Source organism: Nonomuraea ferruginea (genome assembly GCF_039540635.1).
Taxonomy (GTDB): Bacteria; Actinomycetota; Actinomycetes; order Streptosporangiales; family Streptosporangiaceae; genus Nonomuraea; species Nonomuraea ferruginea.
Genome location: NZ_BAABFD010000001.1, coordinates 302,959 through 325,627, shown reverse-complemented (window position 1 = coordinate 325,627; position 22,669 = coordinate 302,959). Strand labels below are relative to the sequence as shown.

The window sequence follows — 22,669 nt, the reverse complement described above, 5'->3', positions numbered from 1 at the left end:
GGTGCTGCCATGCGTACCGTGGTCATCTCCGGCGCGTCCAGCGGGATCGGGTTCGCCGCCGCCGAGCACTTCGCGCGCTCCGGTGACACCGTCTTCAACCTCGACGTGCAGCCGCCGATCGCCGCGCCGAGCCCGGGTGTCACCTGGGTCGAGGCCGACGTGACCGACTGGCCGGCGATAGAGGCGGCCGTGGCGGCGGTCTGGACGGACCAGGGCCGGCTGGACGTGGTGATCGCCAACGCGGGCATCAGCGTCAGGCACGGCGTGCTCAACCTCGACGAGGCCACCGCCCGCCGCGTCGTGGACGTCAACCTGCTGGGCGTGCTGGGCCTCTGGCGCTGCGCGGCCGGTTACATGACGAGGCAGGGGCGTGGCGTGCTGCTGGCGACGGCGTCCGTCAACGCCTCACGCGCCTATCCGTACTACGCCGACTACAACGCCACCAAGGCCGGCGTCCTCGCCCTGTGCCGCACCTTCGCGCTGGAGCTCAGCCCGAACATCAGGGTGGCGTGCGTCAGTCCGGGCGCGGTGCTGACGCCCATGCAGGAGGCGGAGTACACCCCGGAGATGCTGGAGGAGGTCAACCGCTCGATCCCGCTCGGCAGGCACGCGCAGCCGGCGGAGATCGGCGCGGCCTTCCACTACCTGGCCTCGCCGGCCGCCGCGTTCCTGACCGGGCAGGAGCTGGTCGTGGACGGCGGCGAGATCGCCGGCGCGACCACGTCCGCCTTCGGCACGGGCGGCACCACGGATGTGCCGGGGCCCGCGGCCTGGCCGCTCTCCTCGACCCTGCGGGCCGGCGACGTTACTTTTTAGCGGGACCCACGTGACAGATCGACACTTCTCCGAGAAAGGACTCCCATGAAGCGCCGCATCACCTTGGTGAGCATCGCGACCGCCTTCCTCACCGCCCTGCTCGTCTCGCCCGCCGTGGCGCAGCCGGATGTCGATCCGTTCAGGAACTTCCACTGGACCGGCGAGCGCGACATCCAGCTGCCCTGGCCAGGCGAGCGCATGATCGGCAAGCTTCCCTGACGTAGCTCAGTGCCCCTCGTCCTCCGCGAGCAGGGCGGCCGCGCGAGCCCACAGCTCGTGGGCGCCCTGGTCGTTGCGGAGCATGGCCTCCGTCGCCGCCAGCGCCTCCAGCGCCCGCGCGTGCCAGATCCTGGCGCCCAGCTCCTCGAAGACCTTCGAGGCGAGCGTCAGGTTGTTGCGGGCCGACGTCGCGTTCCCCGTCCCGAAGTAGAGGTTGCCCAGCGCGAGCGAGGTGCCCCCCACCACGAACTGCTCACCGACCCGCTGGGCGATCTGCCGGGAGGTGAGCAGCGCGCCTTCCGCGGCGTCCGTACGGCCCTGCTGCGCGTAGGTCTCACCCAGGACCCGCAGCACGTAGGACTCGCCCACCACGTCGCGCAGCTCCCGCACCGTCTCCAGCGCCTTCTCCAAGGTCTGGCGGGCGGCGTCGACGCGCTGGGTGAGCAGCAGCACCTCGCCGAACCGGTAGAGCGCCTGGGCCAGGCCCCGCTGGTAGCCGATCTCCTCGAAGGTGCTCACCGCGGCCCTGAGCAGGGGTTCGGCCTCGCCGTACGCGCCCCTTTCCAGGAGCACCTGCGCGGTGCTGGCCATGACGTGCGCCCCGGCGGCGTGGTCGCCGAGCGCGCGCAGCATCTCCCCAGCCCGCGCGTAGCGCTCGAGCGCCAGGTCGAACCGGCCGGCGATGCGATCGAGCAGGGCGAGGTTGCGCAGGGCCAGCGCGTGGCCGTGCTCCTCGCCCTGTTCCTCGAACATGCGCACCGCCTTACGCAGGAGGCTGTCGGCGTCGTCGTAGCGCTGGCGGAACAGTTCCAGGCTGCCCAGGCCGTAGGTCATGGCGGCCTCGCCGCGGACGTCGCCGTCGCGGCGGGCGGCGGCGAGCGCGAGCTCGTGCGCCGAGCGCCAGTCGTCGTAGTAGCCGCGTACCTCGAAGAACGTCGCCGAGGTCATCGTGAGGTCCCAGCAGAGCGCGCTGAAGCCGAGCGCGGCCGCCTGGCCGATCGCCGCCAGCAGGTGCGGGCGCTCGGCCTCGAACCATTCGATCGGGTCGGGCATCATCCGGTCGATCACGGCGAAGGGCAGCCTGCGGCGCTCCGCGGGGCCGTGCAGGACGGCGTAGTCGCCGCCGAGCAGGCGGGCGTGGGCGGCCTCGGCCAGGGCCAGCCAGCAGCCGAGGGCCCGGCGCAGCGCGGCGTTGCGCTCCTGCTCGCTCTCCTCGATCAGGGCGCGCTCGCGCGCGTAGAGGCGCAACAGGTCGTGGAAGCGGTAGCGGGCCTGGCCGCCGGGCCAGGGCTGGCTCAGCTCCAGCAGCTGCGCGTCGACGAGCTGCTCGATCAGGTCCTGGGCCCGCTCCGGATCCATCTCCAGCAGGGCGGCGCCCAGCCACGGGCCGAACTCGGCCACGTCCAGCAGCGCCAGCCGCCTGAACATGATGGCCGCCTGCGGCGACAGGTCGCGGTAGCTGAGGATGAACTTGGTGCGCAGGTCCACCTCGCCCTGGCTGAGCTCGTCGAGCCGGCGGCTCTCGTCGGTGAGCCTGGCGACGAGGTCGGCGCTGGTCCACGACGGCCGCACGGCCAGCCGGGCGGCCGCCACGCGCAGCGCCAGCACCAGCCCGCCGCACAGCTCGCTGAGTTGCCTGGCCCCCTCCGGGTCGGCGTGCACCCGCTGCTCCCCCGCGATGCACGCGAGCACGTCCACGCCCTGGTCGGGCGGCAGCACGTCCAGCCGGAGCGGGGTCGCGCCCTCCAGGGTGATGAGCCCGGCGAGCTGGTCGCGGCTGGTCACGATCACGGCGCAGCCGGGCGCGCCGGGCAGCAGGGGCCTGACCTGGCTGGAGTCGCGCGCGTTGTCGAGCACGAGCAGCAGCCGGCGCCCGGCCAGGACGGTCCGGAACAGGGCGGCCCGTTCCTCCAGCGTGGTCAGGGGATGCTGGCGGGTCACGTTCAGCGCGCGCAGGAGGGTGTCGAGCACGTCGAAGGGTGAGACCGGCGGGCCCGTCTCCGAGTAGCCGTTGAGGTCGACGAAGAGCTGGCCGTCGGGGAAGCGCGGGGCGACGCGATGCGACCAGTGGACGGCCAGTCCGCTCTTGCCGACCCCGCCCATCCCGGTGATGACGGCGATGAACGGCTGGCACGCCTGGGACTTGCGGTCGAGGAGCGCGTCGAGCCGCCCGAGCTCGGCGTCGCGGGCGACGAAGCCGGTCACGTCGGGCGGCAGCTGGGCGGGCACGGCCGGCGCCGCCTCCGGCGCGGCGTGTTCCATGACGAGGCGGCCCTGCCGCCGGCCCGTCTCCCCGCGCAGGATCGCCTCGTTCAGGCCGGCCAGCTCGGCGCCGGGTTCGAGCCCCAGCCGCTCGATGCTGAGCCGGTAGCCCTCCTGGTAGGTGGCCAGCGCCTCGGCGCGGCGCCCGGCCCTGCTCTGGGCCAGCATGAGCAGGCCGCGCAGGCGCTCGCGCAACGGGTACTCGGCGACCAGCGCGGCCAGCTCGCCGACGATCTGGAGATCGTGCGACAGTTCCAGCTCGACCTCGAAGTACTCCTCCAGGATGGCCAGGCGCCACTCGCCGAGCCGCTCGGACTCGGCGCGCACCAGCTCTCCCTCGACGCCGGTCAGCGGGTCGCCCCGCCACACGGCCAGGGCCGAGGAGAGCTGTTCGGAGGCCTTCTCCAGGTCGCCCGCGGTCCGGGCCGTGCGCGCCTGGCGCAGCGCCTCCTCGACCTGTTTGACGTCGAACCTGTCGTCGTCGGCGAGCCGCAGCAGGTAGCCGGAGGAGACGGTGACGATGGGGTCGTGGGCCACTCCCGCGGCGGCGAACTCCCGGCGCAGCCCCGACACGCAGATGGCCACCTGGTTGCGGGCGGTGGCGGGCGGGTTCTGGCCCCAGATCGCGGCGCTGAGCCTGTCGGTCGAGACGACCCGGCCCACGTTGAGCAGGAGGGTCGCCAGCATGATGCGCCGTCGCGGCCCGCCCAGCGGGATCTGCAGGTTGCCCGTGATCACCGTCAGTGGACCGAGGACGCGGAACTCCATGCACACACCCACTGGGTCGTCTCAGCTAGGGCCATGGCGTTCCCGCCGACTCCATACGGGGAGATCGTAAGATATCCACGCATAGGCGATATAACAAGAAATGACAAAAAATGTCCACATCTACTGTGATGACACTTCAGTCAGAGTGACCGATAACGCACCGAAATCGCATGCACATACCTCCCCTCTAGCGTGCGAAGTAGTGATACTTCGACTGGCAACCGGGTTGGTATCGATGTCTCCTAACACCAGCAGAACCCTCCCCTTCAAACCCGCCGACCACTCCGCGGCGCAGCTCGGGCTCCCCCTCCTGGAGCTGGAACTGGCGGAGCAGACCCACGCCGAGTTGCTCGTGCTGTCCGCCGAGCCCGAGCGCATACACCCCGCCCTGCCGCGCCTGTTCGCCCAGCTCGCCCGGCGCCGGGTCGCCGTCCGCATCCTCCACGGGCCCGGCCGGCCCGGCCGCACGTCCCCTCTCGCGCAGGCCTGGCAGGCGGGCGCGACCGTCCGGGCGGTGACCGGCCTGCCCTATCAGGTGCTCGTACGGGATCGCGTGGTCGCCTACGTCGCGCACCCCGGCCCCGCCCACACCGGGCGGCTGGAGAGGATCCCCCATCCTGTGGTCGCGGCCTCCGTGGCGGGTGTCTTCGACACCATCTGCCACATCCTCGACGACCGGCGCAGCGGCGCTCACGAGGACGAGGGGCAGGACGAGGTGCTGCGGGCGCTCGACGACGGGCTCACCGACGACCGCGCCGCCGCCCGGCTGCACCTCAGCAAGCGCACGTTCGCCAGGCGGGTGGCGGGAGTGATGGAGCGCCTCAACGCCACCAGCCGCTTCCAGGCCGGAGCGGAGGCCGTCAGGCGCGGCTGGATCTGACCCAGCGCGCCAGCGGGACCAGCGTCTCCCCGTCGCTGATCGCCCCGTGCTCGTAGGACAGTCCGGGATCGGGGAGCGGGAAGCGCGGTGAGGTGGCGATCGCCATCACCGCGCCGAGCCGCTCCCGCACCGGGCCGGCGAACTCCATCAGGCCCAGCTCGCCGAGCGCGGTCGCGGGCAGCACCATGGCATGGCCGTCGAGGGCCTCGGCGAGACGTTCCGCCACCTCCCGCTCCCTGCCCGGGTGCGGGTAGAGCCAGCGCACCCGGCCGGCCCCGCCGCCCGGCAGCTCGCACAGCTCGGGCGTGTCCACCTCCGCCCAGCGTCGCGCCAGGCCGGGGTCGGAGCCGACGGGCACCAGGCCGTGGTCGGCGTAGGCGAGCACGTGCCACCCCCGGCGAGCCCAGGCGGTCGCGTGCCGCTCCAGCTCGGCCAGCGCCTCTACGGCCCGCTCGTCGTAGCCGTGCCGGTGCAGGTGGTCGTCGAGGTTGACGTAGACCCACAGCAGCAGCGGGCGGGTCCGCCGCGCGCCGATCGCCGCTCCGACGTCCGCCGCCACCCCCGCCACCAGGCGGTACGGGTCGCGGGTCAGCGCCTCCCGCGCCGGCTGCCGCGCGGCGCCGCGGGTGAGCGCGTCCACCCAGGGACCGGACAGCAGGTCGAGCTCGCGGCCCACCACCACCGCCTCGGCGCCCTCCGCCCGCTCGAAGACCGTGGGCAGCGGCCGGACCGGTTCGCGCGGCGCCGCCGCTCCCGCCAGGACGTCCCCCGTGATCGCGTTGACGAGCGGACCGCCGGCCCGCTCTCTATAGGCGGCGCCCACCGTCAGGTGCTCGGTCACCGGCGCGCCGGTGACCGAGGTGAGCCACGCCGTGGCCGAGGTGCTGGGAAAGGTGGAGGCCAGGCAGGAGAGCTCGGCGGACCGCCAGACCCGCCGGGCGACCTGCCAGGAGAGCCCGTCCACGGCCAGGACGAGCACGCCGCGACCGCCCCGGTCCAGTTCCGACAGAACCAGCCCGGGGACGGCACGCAGGTCGAGCCCGGGGCGCGCGAACGTCCCGGCCTCGGTCATGTCAGTAGTTCGGCACGCAGTCGGTGCACGTCGTGCGGAACTTCACGACCTGAACTTCCTGGCGCGCGGCGAGCATCTTCTCGACGAATTCCGGAGTCGTCATGATGGGGGTTTTCACACTGGTCTGGATGCTTTCATGCAACACGGGCGCCTCCTGGAATTGGGCCGGGCCTTTCAGCCCATTTTCTGTGATTCAACGATAAAAATCGTGATTGTTTTGGTCAATCAACTTTCGCCAGGATGGCATCAATCCGCCACCCTCGCCCCACCAGCACTGACGCGGTCACCATGGCGAAAATCACCGCCGCCGCCGCGTAGATCACCCGGAAATCGAGGAACCCCACGACGAGCGCCCCGATCCCCATGGACAACACGAACGGCAGGTCGATGATCGCGTCCATTGCGGTAAGCGCGCGGCCCTGCATACCGCTCGTGGTACGGCGCTGCACGAGCGTCGTCGTGGCCACCATGAAAATCGGGATGGAAAGACCCACCAGAACGCCGCTCGCGCACATCGTCACCTCCGTCGCGGGAATCACCAGGGCCAGGCCCGCCGCGCTGAGCCCGAAGCCCACAGCCGCCGCGCGATGCTCCCCGTACCGCCTGATGAGCACGGCGACGACGAAGCCCCCGGCGACCGAACCCGCGCCCTGGAAAGCGGCGATGACCCCGACGAACGCGGCCGGCCGGCCGAGCCCCTGCTCCACGGCGGCGAACATGGCCGGGTTGACCAGCCCCGCCGCGCACAGCGCCGCGGCCACCGCCAGCACGCCGCCACGCAGCTCCCGGTCGCCCATGATGTGGCGCACCCCCGCCAGCACATCGGCGCGGAACCGGCCGGGCTCCCGCGGCGCCGGAGCGGCCAGGTCGGGCGCCCGCCGCAGCATGAGCAGCACAAGCACCGACACCAGGAACGTCGCCGTGTCCAGGATCGCCACCGCGGACAGCCCCAGCGCCACGTACAGCGCCGCGCCGATCAGCGGGCCGAGCACCCGCAGTCCCTGGCCGAGTGAGCTGAGCAGCCCGTTCGCGTCGCCGAGCAGCCGCTCGGGGACCATGGAGTGGATCAGGCCGCCCCTCGCCGCGTTGAAGACATGGTTGGCGAAGCCGTAGCCGAGCGTGACCGCGAACACGATCCACAGATCGCCCGGATGCCTGACGAGCAGCAGGCAGAGCACCAGCGCCCCGGCCAGCAGGTCGTTGACGATCAGGACCTTCCGCCGCGGGAACCTGTCGACGAGCAGCCCGGTCAGCGGCGCGAAGAACGACGGCACCGCCAGCAGGATGAACACCACCCCGGCCATCGTGTCCGAGCCGGTCAGCTCCTTGACGTAGATGCCCAGCACCACCAGGAGCGCCCGGTCCCCGATCATGTTCACCGTCTGACCGAAGAACAGCAGCAGGAACCGGCGGTCGCGCAGCAACTCGCGCATCAGCCCTCCTTCGCCCAGCCGGCCTCGACGAGCACGGCCAGGAACTCGTGCGCGAACTCCTCCGGCACCGGCAGCTCGGCCGCGCACTCCGCGTAGGCGGCGAGCGCCGCCCGGTCTCTTGCGCCGTCGATGCCGTGGGCGAGGGCCAGCATGAGGGCGTAGGAGCGGGCCCTGGCCCGCGCCGCCTGCCGATCCAGCCACACGCGCCCGGCGGGACTCGCCGCCTCGGCCAGCCCGCGCAGGTTGAACGGCCCATCCCAGGCACGACTGAGCACCGGCCCGGCGAACACCTCGCCGCCTTCACCGACCGGTGAGAGCGCGGCGCCTTCACCGGCCGGGGACAGCACGCCACCCTCACCCGCCGGTGACAGCACGCCACCCTCACCCGCCGGTGACAGCGCGGCGCCCGCTCCGGCCGGTGAGAGCGCGGCCACGTGATTTGCGAGGTCGGCCAGCCAGGCGCGTGCCCGGCCGCCCGCGCGGCCGTGGAGCGCCTCCACCCCGTCCAGGGCGCCCAGCGCGACGGCCGTACGGTGCCGCAGCAGCACCCGTGACCCCTGCCGGCAGCCGAGCAACCGCGCCGCCCCCCAGCCCACCGCGATGTCCTCCAGTTCGGCACGCTCGCCCGCGAGCCCGGCCAGCACCGCCGCGACCGCGCCCGCGACCGTGGCCGTACGGCGCAGCTCCGCCGGGTCGAGCTTGTCGAGCGTGTCGGCGGCGCTGTGGTTGAACCGGTCGGGCCAGTGCCCGAGCGACACCGTCGGGCAGCCGATGGAGGCGTCCACGAGCAGACTGTGGTCGGAGGCCCCGACGAACGGCGTGGCACGCCAGGCCCAGGTGTCGCAGGCCACCGCACCCGAGTAGGAGCGCGCGGCCTGCGGCAGCGCCGCCACGACGTGCTCGGTGAGCGCGTTGACGAAGCCGGGCAGGTGGTCGGGGCTGCGCTCGACGATGAGCGGCCCGCCGCACCGGCGCTGGTCCTGCCCCGCCATGTCCACGTTCACGGCGGCCACCGGCGGGCGGGCGGCGACGTCGTGCAGGTAGGCGGCCATCCCGGTGAACTCGGGACCCCAGACGAACCTGATGCCGCGCCTCCCCCGCCGCCCCGCGAGCATCCCGGCCACGCTCAGCAGCGCGGCGGCCCCCGAGGCGTTGTCGTTGACGCTCGGGCGCGGGTGGCACAGGTGCGCCGAGAGCAGCACCTCCTCCGGCCCCGTCCCGGGCAGCAGCCCGGTGACGACGGGCATGGCCGCCCGCCGGTGCGTCTCGACCTCGACCCGGACCCTGCCCCGCCGCAGCAGCTCGGCCGCCTGCTCAGGGGTCACGCTGAAGGCGGCCAGGCCGCTCCCGGCCGGCAGCTCGACCCTGCCGGGGCCGGGCAGGCGGTCGGTGACCAGGCCGAACGCGCCGGCGCTCGCGGCTCGCGTGATCGCGACGGGCACCGGCGTGCCGGGGTCGTCGTGTACGGCCAGCGAGCCCTCACCGGCGTCCGCCAGAGGCGCCACGGTGACGGTGACGCCGCCGGGCGGGGTCGCCGCCGAACCCGCCGCCAGCGCGAACGGTTGCTCCGGGTAACGCACGACGTCGTCGATCGCGGCCCGCACCGGGGTCCAGGAGAGCGGGGCGCGGAAGCTCCACCAGCGCCTGGCGCCGTCGGCGGGGAACTCCAGGAGCCGCACGTCGCTCAGGCCCGCCCGCTCCGCCCGGCCGGCGACGTACTCGGCGGCCGCGCGGATCCCGTCGGACGCCTGGTATCGGTCGAACGCGGCCAGCTCCGCGACGTCCTCGACCGCCCGCCGTACGTCGCAACGGTCGAACGCATCCTGTACGGCGTCGCCGACGGTCCTCATGCCGCCGCCCGGCGGAGCGCGGCGCGGCGGACGGCCGAGAGCGGCACGCTGACCCGGGTCAGGCCCGGCAGCCGCCGCCCGGCCAGCCACGGCGGCAGCTCGTCCTCGGTCACCACCCAGGGCAGCGCGGGATGCCCCCGTTCCACCCGGCAGCCGAGCCCGCTCAGCATCTCCACCAGCTCCGGCTTGGCCGCCGCGACGGCCTGCCGCAGCGGGGCCAGCACGTCGCCCTGGTCGAGCAGCCGCAGCGCCACCTCCAGCGACAGCGCCGACGTCCCCAGAGGCGGCACCGCCTGGCGGACCGCGCCCGCCACGTCGGGGGAGCACATGGCGAAGCCCGCGCGCAGCCCGCCGCAGCAGTAGCCCTTCGACAGGCTGCGCAGCACGACCAGGCCGGGCACCCGGGTGGTCAGCGGCACCGCGCTGGCCCGCGGGCCGAGGTAGTTGGCGCAGGCCTCGTCGACGACGAGCATCCCGCCCGCGGCGGCGGCGGCCTCGGCCAGCTCCGCCACCTGCTCCAGCGGCAGCACGTCGCCGCGCACGCCGGGCCGTTCCAGCAGGACGGTCGTCGGCCGTTCGCCCGCCACGTCCTGGCCGGGCGTGAACACGCGCAGCTCCGCGCCGCGCTGCGCGGACCAGGCGGGCAGGTCGGGGTGGGCGTGCGCGGTGTGCAGCAGCCTGCCGGGCCCGGCCAGCGCGTGGAGCAGCCCGGTCGTGCCCGCCCCCGTCACCACCTGGCCGGGGTCGAGCGGCACGCCGAAGTGGCGGGCGAGCACCGGGGCGGCGCTCCCCGAGCCGTACGGGTCGTCCAGGGAGTAGGCGCGGGCGGGTTCCCGGGGATCGCCGACGGCGGCCCAGGCGTCGTCGATCGCGTCCCGTACGAAGTCGATCTCGTCGGGCGCCCACCGCAGGTCCACCTCGGCGCCGCGGCCCCGGTGACCGAGCACGGCGGGACGGGGGCGCGGCGCCGCGACGGCGAGGATCTGGACGTAGCGGGTCTCCGGCTGGACGGCGGCGCCGGCGGTGAAGCCGGCGTCGGCCCGTACCAGCTCGAAGCCCGCGGCCCGCACCAGCGACACGACCTCGCTCGGCAGGTAGAGCCTGACGTCGTCGCGCAGCACGGCGACGCGGCCGTCGGCGTGCGCCACGCGCAGCTCGCCGCGGCTCCGGCCGTCCAGCGGGTCGTAGGAACGCAAGAAGTCGAAGGTGTCGCCGGCCGCTTCGAAGCGGTCGCGGGCCCGGTACCGGCTCAGGATGGCCGCGACGTTCGAGTGGTCGAGAACCAGCAGCCCGCCCGGCACCAGGCGCTCACGCACCCGCCGCAGCAGGGCGAGCTGCTCGTCGTCCCGTCCCCAGCCGAAGGCCTGCACGCAGATCGCCGCGTCGGCCTCCGGCAGCTCGACCCGCTCCAGCAGGTCGCCCTCGATCAGGCCGACCCGCACGCCCTCCCGGGCGGCCGCCGACCTGGCCTGCTCCAGAGCCCACGCGCACACGTCGACCCCGGTCACCCGGTAGCCGTGGCGGGCCAGCTCGACGGCGTGCCGGCCGGTGCCGCACCCGAGGTCGAGCAGCCGCCGTCCCGGCGCGTGCTCGCCCAGGACCTGCAGCAGGTAGGCGGTCTCCGCGGCGGTGCGCTCCCGGGTGTACTCGTGCCGGGCGAAGCTCCAGTAGTCGGCGGTGAAGTACTCGGCGTACCAACGGGTCACGCGTACTCCTGGCGCGCGAAGAAGTCGCACACGTCGCAGATGTCGACGGGATTGCGCACGCCCTCCTGAGCCACGTAGACGCCTTCGCAGACCCGGCACTTCTCTTCGACCAGCGGGAACATGTAGCGCTGCATGGTGGAGAACGACTCGAACAGGTAGTAGTCGATGCCGGGCCACAGGCCGTACAGGTGGTCGGCCATGGCGTAGGCCATCGAGCGCTCCTGCGGGCCGGTGGTGAAGCGGCCGGGGGTGCCCTGGCGGTTCAGCTCGGGAGCGACCAGCTCCAGGTAGATCGTCAGCTCCTTCTTCGGGATGCGGTAGAGCGGGAAGACGTAGCGCATCCCGCCGATCTGCCTGACCGGGATGCCGCCCATCCGGAAGCCGCTGGTGAGCCACGTGACCATGCTGGCCACCAGGTCGTCGCCGTTGAACCCGAACGCGACCGTACCGGCGCCGATCCGCTGGGCGTGGTCCTCCAGCATGCGCCGCAGCACCTGGTGGCCCACGACCATGTTCAGGTGGCTCCGGTCGCCGCCGACCACCTCGTTCATCGCCTCCACGAAGGGGCGGCGGAGCTTGAAGACCCGCTCGATGTCGGAGGCGTCGACGATGACCTGGTCGATGCCGAGCCCTTCGGCCGAGGCGCGGGCGGCGGCGAAGGTGGCCGGCTCCTCCCAGTCGGGCAGGCCGGTGATCGTCACCGAGGTCATCGTGAAGGCGGGCAGCCGGTGCCTGGTGCGTTCGAGCAGCTTCAGGAAGGCGACGCTGTCGCGGCCGCCCGACAGGCCGATGACCACGTTGTCGTCCGCCTGGAGCACGCCGTGGCCGAGCACGCTCTGGACGAAGGTCTCCTCGACGTAGCGGACGAAGCTCTCCTCGTCGAACTGCTCCACGCGCCGCTCCAGGCGGCCCATGGTGTCGAACAGGATGGACTTGGTGTAGATCGGGTCGGGCGTGCCGTACACCGTGGTCGCGGGCCGGCGGGTGACGTCGAGGTCGTAGTGGCGCACCTGGCGCAGTTCGATGACGTCGTGCTCGCCGACGATCGTCGTCTCCTCGGGGACGATCTTCCCGTTGCGGGTGGTGATGACCGCGTTGACGGGGATGCCGTGGGCGGTCAGGACCTCCGTGAGCGGCCGGCCGGCGGCGGCCTCCAGAGTTTCGGAACCGCCCACCTTGTTATGGAAGACGACTTGGGCCACGGCTTTCTCCTCGCTGTTCATTGTGCTTAATATCGTTTCTACAGTCGGCGAAAGGGCGATATGAGCGACAGCCTGGAAATTGGCATCTTCACGTCAATCGACGCCCTTGACGGCGCGGAATGGGATGCGATTGTCTCGTCCTGCGGGGCGCCGGTTTTCTATCGGCATCGCTATTTGCGGTCCTACGCCCGTCATCCGCTGGGGGCCGTGAAGTCATTCCGCTATTTGGTGGTGCGCGAGGGCGGGCGTCCGGTCGCGGTGCTTCCCGTCTCGCTGATGGACGGGCTGGACCCCCTCGGCCAGCTGCGTGCCCGCTACCCGGTGACCGGCGCGGAGCGCGGCCTGCTGAGCCACGTCTGGCACTGTTACGACGCCTGGCTGCCCGGCGCGCCGGCGCTGGAGGCCGTGGCCGACGCGATGCGCGGCCTGGCCCTGGAGCTGGAGGCCGACTGGTACGGGTTCGTCAACGTCGCGCACGACTCACCGCTCCGCGCCGGTCTCGTAGAGCTGGGCTTTTCCGCCGAGCACATCGAGGACCGCTTCCGTCTCGACCTGCGCGGACTGCCGCACCCCTTCGTCCACGCCACCCGGAAGGCGCGCGCCAACCTGCGCCGGGGCCGGCGCAGAGCGGAGGAGTCCGGCGTGTGGCAGCGGGTCGGGATCGCGGGCGAGGCGGACCTCATGGAGATCGGGCGGCTGTGCGCCAGGACCGCGGCCCGACACGGCACCGGCGGCTTCTACCCGCCCGAGCTGTTCGCCGGCTTCGTCACCGGGCTGGGCGACCTGGCGCTCGCCATCGAGATCCGCCAGGAGGAGCGGCTCGTCGCCGCGGGGATCGCGCTGCGCGACGGCCGCCGCTTCCACGCCTGGGCGTGCGGGGTGGACTACGACGTGACGGGCGGGTTCAGCCCGTATGCGCTCCTGCACGCCGCGACCGCCGAGCAGGCCGTGCGCGAGGGGTGCGAGGTCCTGGAGGGCGGGCGGGGCAACCCGCGGTTCAAGCTCAGGCACGGGCTGAGCCGCCTGGGGCTCGACGCGTGCCTGGTCAAGGTCTGATGCGGGTGACCGCCGGGCTGCTCCCGGCCGAGGGACCGCTGTTCAGCACCGGCCGCTGGCTGGCCGCCATGGGCGGGCGGGTGCCCGGCTCGCCGTACACCTTCGAGCTGGACGGGGCGATCCTGCACGGGACCGTCGTCGAGCGGCCGCGTCCCGGCGAGGTGTTCGACCTCGGGCACCTGCTGACGGCGGACACCCCGAAGCTGCCGCTGAGCGCGGCCACCAGGGCGGCGCGGGCCCGGCGGGCGGCCTGGCCCGGGTGCACGCCGCACCTGGTGGTCATGCTGCCCGGGTACGAGTGTCACGCGCTCGGCCCGGCCGGGGACGACGCCGCGGCGGTGGAGACCCTGGTGTCCGAGATCGTCGCCTGGGCGCGGGCACGCGGGCTGCGGGCGGTGGCGTTCCTGTACACGCGGGGGCCGGCGCTGGAGCGGGCGCTCGGCGGGCAGGGCTTCACCGGGATGCCGATGTCGTACTCGTGCGAGCTCACCCCGGGCACGCCCTTGCCGGCGCGGCGGGCGAAGGAGGCGCGGCGGGAGACGCGGCGGCTGGCGGAGGCGGGGGTGCGGCTCCGCATGACCGAGATCGGGCGGCCTGTGCCGGGGATGGTCGATCTGAAGTGCGGACATTCCCGGAAATATGGCGGCAGCCCCGATCCGGCGGCCGTGGCCCGCCGCCTGCGGGCGCTCTGCTCGGGCGGCGCGCTGCTGTTCGGCGCGGAGCTCGGCGAACGGCTCGTGGGATACGGGCTCTTCGTCCCCCACCGGGGCACCTGGTACTGCGTGAGCACGGCCATGGCGTACGACGTCCACGAGGCGCGGCACACGTACTTCGCGACCGCCTTCTACGAGCCGGGCCGCCACGCCGCCGAGGCCGGGGTCAGCCGCCTGCACTACGGGCACGGCGCCTGGCGGGCGAAGCTGTCACGGGGATGCCGGGCCGTCGAGCTGCCGATCTGGGTGCTGGCGCTGGACCCGGAGCTCAAGCCGCTGATCGAGTGGAGCGCCAGGACGACCACCCTGTCACCGTGACGGGCTCACTGCCAGCGGCGCAGCGGCGGGAACAGCATCGACGTCTGCAGCACCGCGTGCTCCCATCGGTCCATCGACACCCCGTGGACCGCGAGCTTGGCCGCCGCCCGCCGCAGGTCGAGACGCTCGCCTTCCGGCAGGAACTCGCAGGCCAGGAGCTCGGCCAGCGGATGGCCGGCGGGGAGCAGCGCGGCGAGCTCGGCGCCCGCGCCGTCCCTGGCCGACACGGCCAGCTCGGGGGCCAGCTTGCGCGCCCCGTCGTCGAGCTCGTGCCAGAGCGCGGCCACGACCCGCGAGCGCAACCCGGCGCGCACGTCGTCGAACTCCCTGCTCTCGCGCGGCACACCGGCCTCCAGGAGCGCCACCAGGTCGCGGAGCGGCCCCTGGTCGCCGTGGAGCGCCGTGCCGTGGCCGTCGCCCATGAAGATCCCGGCCTCGTGCCGGGAATCCTCCGGGCTGTCGGAGCTGTGCACCAGGTCCAGCAGCACGTTGACGCCGCGCAGGTCACGCCTGATCGTGCCGGGCTCGGCCGCCGCCGGGTCGCTGGCGCCCTTCAGGGCACGCAGCCGCCGGTGCGGCTCCGGCGCGGACGACCTGTCCTCTACCAGCAGGGCGAGGCTCGGCCCGAGATCGAACACCACGTCGACCTGCCGGTAGAAGTAGGCCTTCCAGACGGAAGTGATCTTGGTTTCCTGGAAGGCGTCCTGCCCGGGCGGCCGGTGCCACAGCACCTCGTAGCGAGTCGGCTCGAACCCGTGCTCCTCCAGCCGTTCCAGGACCGGAGTGACGAGATGCCGCATCAACGCGTCGGGCGGAAACAGGAACAGGATCGTCCTGTCCCACACGATCTCGGCCATCCGTCACTTCCTCAGTTTCTAGCTCTTACGGGATTTCCGGACGCGGGGGCGTTTGATGACAATGTAGATGTGCCGATCCATGGGATCGTCTCACTTTCTCCGGAGCTTGGGACGACGGACGACGAAATGGCGCCGGTCCATGTTTTCCTGCCTCATTTCCTGGTCAGCTTGGGGCGAAGACTGACTCGACGCTGCCGGTCCATTTCTCTCCTTTCCACACGGCGATTTCCTGGGCCCCATGGTCGCTGTTTCCCGCAGCCTTCTCGCGGGCCGCCGCGTTTGTTGGCAGCAAGACGCCATTACGCGCCGCCCGCGGTCGCCACGGCGAGCGGGCCCGGGATCTCGGCCAGGCCGGGCCCGCGCACCGCCTCGATCGCCGCGAGCTCGTCGGCGAGGGTCCAGTGGGGGGTGCCCGCCACCAGGGCGTGCTTGCCGTACAGCAGGACCTCTTCCAGCGACTGCTCCGCTTCCAGCCGCAGCAGCCCGGCAGCGCGCCTGGCGGCCCGCGTCACCTCCGCCTCCGTCCAGCGCGGCTCGGCGAGCAGTTCCGTCGCGCGGCCGACGACCTCGTCCAGATGTTCGGGCGCGGTGGCGAGGAAGACCCGCCAGGTCCCCGCGTCGCGGTAGGGGGCCACCATCGGCCACAGTTCGTAGCAGAGCCCCCGCCGGTTGCGCAGCTCCTCGGTGAGCAGCGCCGAGCTGGCCCCGGCCAGCAGCTCCATCAGCACGGGCCAGCGGTGGCGCAGCGGATCCCGGTACGCGGCCGCCGGGCCGCCCAGCACCACCCCGGTGGTGTCGGCGTTCAGCCGCAGCGCTTCGCGCCCGCCGCCCCAGGCGGGCGGCTCGCCGGGATCGCTCTCCTGCCACGGCGGCAGCGCGGCCAGCGGTCCCTTGTCCAGGACGCGCAGCAGGTCGTCGGGGTCGGCGCCGCCGCACACCACCACGCCGGCCGAGCCGAGGAAGCGCCGGTGATGGTCGCGCAGCGCGTCCAGCTCCAGCCTGCCGACCTCCTCGATCGTCCCGCCGACCGGCCTGCCCAGCGGGTGGCCCGGATAGGCCAGCCCGAAGAAGATGTCGTGGACCACGTCCAGGGGGTCCGCCGCGGCCAGCCGCAGCTCCTCTTGGACGACCTTGCGCTCGGCCTCCAGCACCGGCGCGCTCAGCTCGGGCTCGGCCAGGGCGCGGGCCAGGATGTCCAGCGCCGCGGCCGCCTCCTCGCTCGGCACCCGCGCGTACAGGACCAGATGCTCACGGCTGGTGATCGCGTTCGCCTCGCCGCCGAGATCCTCCAGCAGGTCGATCACCCGCTCCCCGCCGGCCGACGGGACCTGCATCAGGATGTGCTCAAGCAGGTGGGTGCCGCCCTCGACGCCGGGCCGCTCGTGCCGGGAACCGGCGCGCAGCCACACGCTGACCGTGGTCACCGCGGCGCCGGGCCGATGCGCCAGCCAGGCGGGCGCCGCGCCGCGCTCGGCGACGTGGACCGGGCGGCTCACAGCGCGCCCACCGGCTCTGCCCCGGCCAGCAGGTCCTCGTCCACCTCAGTCCCGTGGACCAGGATGAACCGTCCCACCGGCGTGTGCGCCCACATCGCCCCGCCGTACTCACGCAGCGTCAGCACGTCCGCACGCTCGCCGCCCTCGACCGGCAGCGCGAAAAGGATCAGCCCCGCCTCCAGCGCGGCCCGCGGGCTCAGCCGTTCCAGGATCGCCGTTCCCGGCCTGCGCAGCTGCAGCGTCGTGGCCGCCAGGCGGAGCGGCCGGCGCAGCGCCCTCAGCACCCTGGCGCGCCGCCGCGACCGGCTCTGCCTGACCTGTGCCCGGCGCTCGCCCGGCAGGTCCGGCACGTCGAAAGGGCTCTGCCGCAGCAGCCTCGCCAGCTCGGCGTACTCGGGCCAGAGCTCCGCCGCGCCGACCGCCGGCGCGCACCGGGCGAGCGTGGCCTCGTCCGCGCCGCCGAGCAGCAGCGCGGCGTCGATCAGGTCCCTGACCCGGTACGGCTGCTCGAACCGCTCGTACAGCAGTGCCAGGAGGTTCTTGACCACCGGGTCCGCCGGCGCCTCCGTGCGGTGCGGCGCCGCGATCCCGTCGCCGATGTAGGCGAGCGTGCTCAGCTCGATCCCGTAAGGCAGGGCGTACGGATCACCCGGCAGGCGTCGCAGGCTGACGATCACCTGGGTCGCGCCGCCGAGCCTGACGAACGAGGCGGTGTGCATCGACCAGCCCTCGGCGAGCAGCCACCCGGTCAGCGCCCACAGCCGGTCACGGTCGGGTATCCAGAGGTCGAGGTCGTTCATGTACCTGAGCAGGCCGCCCGGATAGCGGTCGGCGAACTCCAGCCCCTTGAGCGAGACGGGCCGGTCGGGCAGGCGCGCCCACTGGTCGCGGTAGAAGGCCATCCGGCCGCGCTGCTGCTCCAGCTCGTGCGCCAGGGCCGGGCTGAGCCGCCGCCCCTCGCTCTCCCAGGCGCTGAGCAGCGTCGCCACCAGAGAGGGCTGCTCGCGCCTGGCGGCGTAGAGCACCTCGCCGGGCGTCTCCAGCTCCTGGCCGCTGATCAGCTCAAGGGTCGCGACCACCTGCTCCGCGCTGACGACGGGCGCGTTCATGCCGGCCTGCGCAGGCACCACACGGCCGTCGAGGAACCGGGCGCGAGCGGCTCGCCGGTGAACCCGGCGTGCGCGCTCTCCACCTCCCAGCCCGTCTCGCCCGCCCACCGCTCGATCTCGGCCATGGTCAGGAAGCACATCCGGATCGGCGGGAAGTAGCGCCGGTCCACCACCCGGCGCTCGTCGAGCGCTTCGAGCAGCCCGATCATCTCCACCTCCAGCCCTTGCTTGTCCAGCATGCGGGTGACCTCCCACACGGCCCGCCGCTCGTCCCAGACCCGCAGCCTGGGCACGCCGTCCCGGGCCTTCTGCCGCTCGGGGCGCGGCTGGACGACCTCGAAGGCGAGCCGCCCGCCCGGCAGGGCGTTGCGGAACGCGCAGGCCAGCGCGTCGCGGACGGCCCCGCGCGGCAGATGGTTGAGGGTGTTCTGGCCGCAGTACTGCAGCGCCACCGGCTCGGGCAGCTCGCAGGCCGCCAGGTCGGCCTGGATCAGCCGGACGCCGTCGCCCAGCCGCTCGCGGGCCGCGCGCAGCATCGCCGCCGAGACGTCCACCCCGACCCGGGGTTTGAGCTCGGCGGCCAGCCGGCCCGCGCCGATGCCGAGATCGGCGACGGACCCGTCCGCACTGCCGGTCAGCCGCTGGTAGTAGGCGATCTCCCGTGGATCGGCGCCGCCCATCGCGGTCCAGGCGAGGTAGAGCTCCGCCCAGTGGTCGAAGTCGTGCATCACGCTCTCCGGTGTCGGGACTTCGATCACATCACCGGGCCCGCAGGCCCGGCGGGCCCGGCCGCGTGACTGGCACAAAGATGCCGTCTAGCCGGTCGTCAGCACGAGCGGCCGGCGGCGGGAGCTGACCAGTGAGCGCCTCGGCCGGGGCATCGGATCGGTCCCGGTCTCGGCCAGCACGAGGCTCATCGCCCGCTCCCCCTCGGTGAAGATCAGACCGCGCTCGCGCAGCTCGCCGAGGTGCCCGGCCTGCTCGGGGGTCAGGCGGTCCACGCGGGTGGGGCGTTCGAGGACGAGCAGCGTGCGCGCCACCGCCTCGTCCAGCGCGTACCGGGACGCCGTCCCCGGGCGGGAGTCGCGCACGAACCACGACCCGGCCTCCTCCTCCAGCCGCAGGACGGGCGGGTCGCCGTCCTCCCAGCCGCGTGACCAGTCGGCCACGGCCGCGGTGAGCGGCCGGATCCACCTGGCCACACCGATCATGTACGGTGCGACGGCCCGGTCGTTGAAGTAGTAGGCCAGCCGGCTCAGCGACTCCTCGGGGAAGGGGTAGGTGAGCCGGTAGTGGTCCACCGGGTGTAGGTCGAGCCCGAAGTCGCCGGCCTGGTTGAAGTAGGGGCTGTAGCGGTCGAACCGTACCGGGAAGACGCCTTCCGGCGGCGGCAGGTGGGCCAGCGACGGCAGGTCGTCGAGATACTTGGCGAAGGTCGACTCCGGCTCGCCGGGGAAGCCGATGAGCAGGTTCCACGCCGGGGCGATGCCGTACCGCACGCAGTTCTTCAGGAGCTGGATGTTCTGGAACGCCGAGGAGCCCTTCTTCATCAGTTTCAGCGTGCCCGTCGACAGCGCCTCGATGCCGGGCTGGATCCGGTCGACGCCCGCCCTGGCCATCTCGCTCATGTCCTGCTGGTCGAGGCCGACCTTGACCTCGTAGAAGATCGACGCGCCGGAGGGCGGCCGCAGCCGGGGCAGGACCTCGGTGAGGTACTCCAGCGGCATGATGTTGTCCGTGCAGGAGTAGACGGTGCACCAGGGCGCGTACTCGAAGAGCCGCTCGAACTGGGCGACGGCCCGGTCCGGCGTCATCGCGCGATAGGCCATGCCCTGCCCGTTGAGCCCGCAGAACGTGCAGTGCGAGCGCTCACCCCACCAGCAGCCGCGCGAGGTCTCGAAGAACAGGATCGGCTCGACCTTGTCCTCGACGGCCGCGGTCAGCTCGTCGAAGGACGAGACGAACGAGGCGTAGTCGGGCTCCAGGCAGTCGTCGATGTCGGTGTCGGCGCCGATGGCCCGCCGGTAGCGATCCTCCTGGCAGTTGCGCCGCGACACGACGCCGGGGATGCGGTGCGGGGTCTCCTCGTCGCCGTCGATCACCGCGCGCAGGAAGCGGGGAAAGCTCCGCAGGGCGGGGCCCGAGAAGGCGTAGTCGAGCTGGCCTGCGTGCTCCACGAGGGCCGCGCCCATCGGCGCCTCGCAGTTGGCGCCGCCCATGACCGTGACGGTGCCGGGAGAGCGCTCCTTGACGACGGCCGCCATGGCCAGGCTGGGCACGGTCTGCATGAACATCGAGCTGAACCCGACCACGTCGGCCTCGGCCAGCCGGTACTTCTCCGCCAGGTGGGCGCAGAACTCGCCCAGCCGCTCGCGGTGCCGCATCAGCCGGGCCCGCAGAGCCGCGTGCGCGGGGCCGGCGAAGTAGCGACTGAAGTACTCCTCGCCGTTGTCGGGCGCGTCCGGAAAGGCGACCTGGCGGAAGAGCCAGTCGCCGATGCCGGCGACGTGGTGCTCCATGCCCTCGGCGACGGCGTCGTACAGCTCGGCGCCGAAGAAGCGCACCACGTCGTGGTTGAGGTAGCAGACCCGTACTCTGGCCTCGTCGCCGAAGTCGCGCTGGACCAGCGAGGAGAGCTGGCTCAGCGCGAACGACGGCCGCCTGCGGTCGGCGAACGGCATGTTGACCAGGGCGATGTCAAGCACGAAGGGTCCTTTCCGCGTCCCGGTGCCACGTGGCGTATTCCCGGAAGCCGTACATGAGCGGGGATTCGGGGTCGCTGGCGATGTCGACCACCCGGCCGAGCACGACCGCGTGGTCGCCGACGGTCAGGACCTGCTCCACCGCGCACTCCGCCCAGCCGTGCAGGTCCTCCTCCAGCCGGGGCAGCCGCCGCGGTCCCGCGGGAGCCCACCGGATGGCGGAGAACCGGTCGGCGGTGAGCGACGAGAACAGCTCGGCGGCCGGCCGCGACCTGGCGGGCAGCAGGTTGACGCCGAATCCGCCGGCGTCGACGGTGGCCGCCAGGGTGCGGCTGTGCACGTTCATGCTGACCAGCAGCGTCGGCGGGGTCAGCGTGACGCTGATCAGCGAGGAGCAGGTGAGCCCGCAGGGTTCGCCGTCCGAGCTCATCGCCGTCACCACCGCCACGCCCGTCGGATAGGCGCTCATGAACGCGCGGCAGGACTCGGCGAGCGGGGTCAACGCAAGCTCGTCAGGTACTCGTGGGCGGCGGGCAGCGCCGCCGCCATCCGCTGGGCCCCGGCGCGCAGGTCGGCGAACTCCGCCCTGGCCCCCGCGGGGTCGAGATGGGCGAGCGCGGGGCGCGGGCCGGGCTTGTAGTGGCCCAGGCCGAGCAGCATCGTGATCCACGAGTAGAGCTCGAACCCGTGGTAGTAGGGGTAGATCGTGCTCTCGTCCGGGAGCCGGGTGGCCGCGACCGGCAGGAACCCGGCCAGCCACTCCGGGATCGGGCGGACCTTCGTCTCCTTCCAGAACGGCGTGTCGGCGCGGGCGGCGGCGCGGTAGTGCAGCACCAGGAACTCCCGCACCCCGTCGATCACCCTGGCGACCCTGTCGTTGTAGCCGTCGATCAGGCGCGGCTCCCACCGCTCGTCGGGGAAGTGCTTGACCAGCTGCTCGATGGCGTGCTGGATGAAGAAGATGCCGGTCGACTCCAGGGGTTCGACGAACCCGCTGGACAGGCCGACCGCGACGCAGTTGCCGACCCAGGAACGCTCGTTGCGGCCGATCCGCATCCGGATGTGGTTGGCCTCCAGGTCGTCGCGGCCGGGTGCGGCGAAGGCGCGCAGCGTGCGCTCGGCCTCCTCCGGGGAGCAGTACTCGTCGGAGTAGACGTAGCCGGTGCCGTTGCGGCCGTAGAGCGGGATGGTCCAGATCCAGCCCGCGTCCATGGCCGTCGCCGTGGTGTACGGGTTGATCAGCTCCTGCTCCTCGCGCGGGACGCGGAGCGCGACGGCACGGTTGTTGGGCAGCACGTCGGTGAAGGAGCGGAAGCGCTCGCCGAGCGTCTGGTTGATCAGCAGGCCGCGGAAGCCGGTGCAGTCGACGAAGAGCTGCCCGGTCACGTCGCCGTGCTCCTTGGTGGAGACGTGGCTGATCCAGCCCCGCTCGTCCCGGCCGACCGCGGTGACGTCGTCGAGCACGTGGCGCACGCCGCCCCGTACGCCGATGCCGGTGAGGTAGGCGGCGAGCTGCGCGGCGTCGAAGTGGTAGGCGTACGGGAACTGGGCCCGCTGCTCGTCCAGGGTGGAGCGGCCCAGCGAGCCGTCCAGCCCGGAGGCGAAGAGGCTTCCGTCGAGGAGCCTCGGCGAGCGCCGGGCCTCGCACAGCCACGGGGTGAGGTAGCAGTGCCGGTCGAACGGCTCGGCCGCGCCGTTCAGTTGCAGGTGCCAGTCGGCGAGGGTGAACCCGTTGCTCACCCGCAGCCGCTCGAACGGGTGGTAGAAGTGGGTGCCGTCGCCGCGCCAGTTCTGGAAGCGGATGGCCAGCTTGTAGGAGGCGGAGCACTGCGGCATCCACTCCCGCTCGTCGAGGCCGAGATAGTCGAAGAAGTGGCGGACGGTGCTGAAGGTCGCCTCGCCCACCCCGATGGTGGGGATTCGGGGCGATTCGACCAGGGTGACGGAGACCCGGTCGCCGAAGGCCCTCTTGAGGTAGGTGGCGGTCATCCAGCCCGCGGTCCCGCCGCCCACGATCACCACGTCGTTGATCATCAGTGCTGTCCTCTCAGGCTGAGCGGCCGCATGTCGGTCCAGATGGCCGAGATGTGCTCCAGACACTCCTCACGGCTGCCGCGGACCCCCTCGTCGGTCCAGCCGGCGGGATTGTCGCGGCCCTCGGGCCAGACGGAGTACTGCTCCTCGTGGTTGACGACGACTTTGAACATCGC

At 72.7% G+C, this 22,669-nt stretch carries 19 protein-coding genes; 5 read left to right on the top strand and 14 right to left on the bottom strand.

Features of this window, described 5'->3' with window-relative positions; all coding sequences use genetic code 11:
- Window positions 1-9 precede the first annotated feature (9 nt).
- Window positions 10-816 (top strand): SDR family NAD(P)-dependent oxidoreductase, encoded by an 807-nt coding sequence (locus tag ABD999_RS01375; protein ID WP_148030390.1) that lies wholly within the window; start codon window positions 10-12, stop codon window positions 814-816.
- Between the two features lie 45 nt (window positions 817-861).
- Window positions 862-1,035 (top strand): hypothetical protein, encoded by a 174-nt coding sequence (locus ABD999_RS01370; protein ID WP_187281045.1) that lies wholly within the window; start codon window positions 862-864, stop codon window positions 1,033-1,035.
- A 6-nt stretch (window positions 1,036-1,041) separates the two neighbouring features.
- Here ABD999_RS01370 and ABD999_RS01365 read toward each other — a convergent pair whose 3' ends face one another.
- Entirely contained in the window at window positions 1,042-4,065 is a 3,024-nt protein-coding gene (locus tag ABD999_RS01365) for an AfsR/SARP family transcriptional regulator (RefSeq protein ID WP_148030389.1), read from the bottom strand.
- 235 nt (window positions 4,066-4,300) lie between these two features.
- On the opposite strand from ABD999_RS01365, the gene ABD999_RS01360 reads away from it, so the two are divergent.
- Complete coding sequence (locus ABD999_RS01360) at window positions 4,301-4,945, top strand: helix-turn-helix transcriptional regulator (protein WP_148030388.1); 645 nt, start codon at window positions 4,301-4,303, stop codon at window positions 4,943-4,945.
- Here ABD999_RS01360 and ABD999_RS01355 read toward each other — a convergent pair.
- The 5 genes from ABD999_RS01355 to ABD999_RS01335 form a co-directional block, all read right to left on the bottom strand.
- Window positions 4,926-6,017, bottom strand: coding sequence for an alkaline phosphatase family protein (locus tag ABD999_RS01355; RefSeq protein WP_271276774.1), 1,092 nt, complete (start codon window positions 6,015-6,017; stop codon window positions 4,926-4,928). The two genes, ABD999_RS01360 and ABD999_RS01355, sit on opposite strands and share 20 nt — an antisense overlap.
- Before the next feature lie 221 nt (window positions 6,018-6,238).
- Complete coding sequence (locus ABD999_RS01350) at window positions 6,239-7,450, bottom strand: MFS transporter (RefSeq protein WP_271276773.1); 1,212 nt, start codon at window positions 7,448-7,450, stop codon at window positions 6,239-6,241.
- Entirely contained in the window at window positions 7,450-9,300 is a 1,851-nt protein-coding gene (locus ABD999_RS01345) for a DUF4910 domain-containing protein (RefSeq protein ID WP_271276772.1), read from the bottom strand. The genes ABD999_RS01350 and ABD999_RS01345 overlap by 1 nt, the downstream gene beginning before the upstream one ends.
- Complete coding sequence (locus tag ABD999_RS01340; protein WP_271276771.1) at window positions 9,297-11,006, bottom strand: aminotransferase class I/II-fold pyridoxal phosphate-dependent enzyme; 1,710 nt, start codon at window positions 11,004-11,006, stop codon at window positions 9,297-9,299. Before ABD999_RS01340 ends, ABD999_RS01345 begins: the two co-directional genes overlap by 4 nt.
- Window positions 11,003-12,208 (bottom strand): tRNA lysidine(34) synthetase, encoded by a 1,206-nt coding sequence (locus ABD999_RS01335; protein WP_246639155.1) that lies wholly within the window; start codon window positions 12,206-12,208, stop codon window positions 11,003-11,005. The genes ABD999_RS01340 and ABD999_RS01335 overlap by 4 nt, the downstream gene beginning before the upstream one ends.
- A gap of 207 nt (window positions 12,209-12,415) precedes the next feature.
- Here ABD999_RS01335 and ABD999_RS01330 point away from each other — a divergent pair, with 207 nt between their 5' ends.
- Complete coding sequence (locus ABD999_RS01330) at window positions 12,416-13,264, top strand: GNAT family N-acetyltransferase (RefSeq protein WP_271276770.1); 849 nt, start codon at window positions 12,416-12,418, stop codon at window positions 13,262-13,264.
- A complete protein-coding gene (locus ABD999_RS01325; protein WP_271276769.1) occupies window positions 13,264-14,295 on the top strand; it encodes a GNAT family N-acetyltransferase in 1,032 nt (343 codons plus the stop codon). The genes ABD999_RS01330 and ABD999_RS01325 overlap by 1 nt, the downstream gene beginning before the upstream one ends.
- 5 nt (window positions 14,296-14,300) lie before the next feature.
- Here the strand turns inward: ABD999_RS01325 and ABD999_RS01320 are convergent, their stop codons facing one another.
- The 8 genes from ABD999_RS01320 to ABD999_RS01285 all read right to left on the bottom strand — a co-directional run bounded on the left by ABD999_RS01320 (window position 14,301) and on the right by ABD999_RS01285 (window position 22,666).
- Window positions 14,301-15,152 carry a nucleoside-diphosphate kinase gene (locus ABD999_RS01320; RefSeq protein ID WP_271276768.1) on the bottom strand — a complete coding sequence of 284 codons (852 nt, stop codon included), beginning with the start codon at window positions 15,150-15,152 and terminating at the stop codon, window positions 14,301-14,303.
- 299 nt (window positions 15,153-15,451) lie between these two features.
- A complete protein-coding gene (locus tag ABD999_RS01315) occupies window positions 15,452-16,648 on the bottom strand; it encodes a M16 family metallopeptidase (protein WP_271276767.1) in 1,197 nt (398 codons plus the stop codon).
- Window positions 16,645-17,757 (bottom strand): hypothetical protein, encoded by a 1,113-nt coding sequence (locus ABD999_RS01310; protein ID WP_271276766.1) that lies wholly within the window; start codon window positions 17,755-17,757, stop codon window positions 16,645-16,647. The genes ABD999_RS01315 and ABD999_RS01310 overlap by 4 nt, the downstream gene beginning before the upstream one ends.
- A complete protein-coding gene (locus ABD999_RS01305; RefSeq protein ID WP_148030377.1) occupies window positions 17,754-18,485 on the bottom strand; it encodes a class I SAM-dependent DNA methyltransferase in 732 nt (243 codons plus the stop codon). The genes ABD999_RS01310 and ABD999_RS01305 overlap by 4 nt, the downstream gene beginning before the upstream one ends.
- An 87-nt stretch (window positions 18,486-18,572) precedes the next feature.
- Window positions 18,573-20,462 (bottom strand): RiPP maturation radical SAM C-methyltransferase, encoded by a 1,890-nt coding sequence (locus tag ABD999_RS01300; RefSeq protein ID WP_271276765.1) that lies wholly within the window; start codon window positions 20,460-20,462, stop codon window positions 18,573-18,575.
- The gene (locus ABD999_RS01295; protein WP_148030375.1) at window positions 20,455-20,961 is read right to left on the bottom strand and encodes a flavin reductase family protein; all 507 of its coding nucleotides are present in this window, start codon (window positions 20,959-20,961) and stop codon (window positions 20,455-20,457) included. The genes ABD999_RS01300 and ABD999_RS01295 overlap by 8 nt, the downstream gene beginning before the upstream one ends.
- Window positions 20,958-22,493 carry a tryptophan halogenase family protein gene (locus ABD999_RS01290; protein WP_148030374.1) on the bottom strand — a complete coding sequence of 512 codons (1,536 nt, stop codon included), beginning with the start codon at window positions 22,491-22,493 and terminating at the stop codon, window positions 20,958-20,960. Before ABD999_RS01290 ends, ABD999_RS01295 begins: the two co-directional genes overlap by 4 nt.
- Window positions 22,493-22,666, bottom strand: coding sequence for an MbtH family protein (locus ABD999_RS01285; protein WP_148030373.1), 174 nt, complete (start codon window positions 22,664-22,666; stop codon window positions 22,493-22,495). The genes ABD999_RS01290 and ABD999_RS01285 overlap by 1 nt, the downstream gene beginning before the upstream one ends.
- Between the last annotated feature and the right edge of the window lie 3 nt (window positions 22,667-22,669).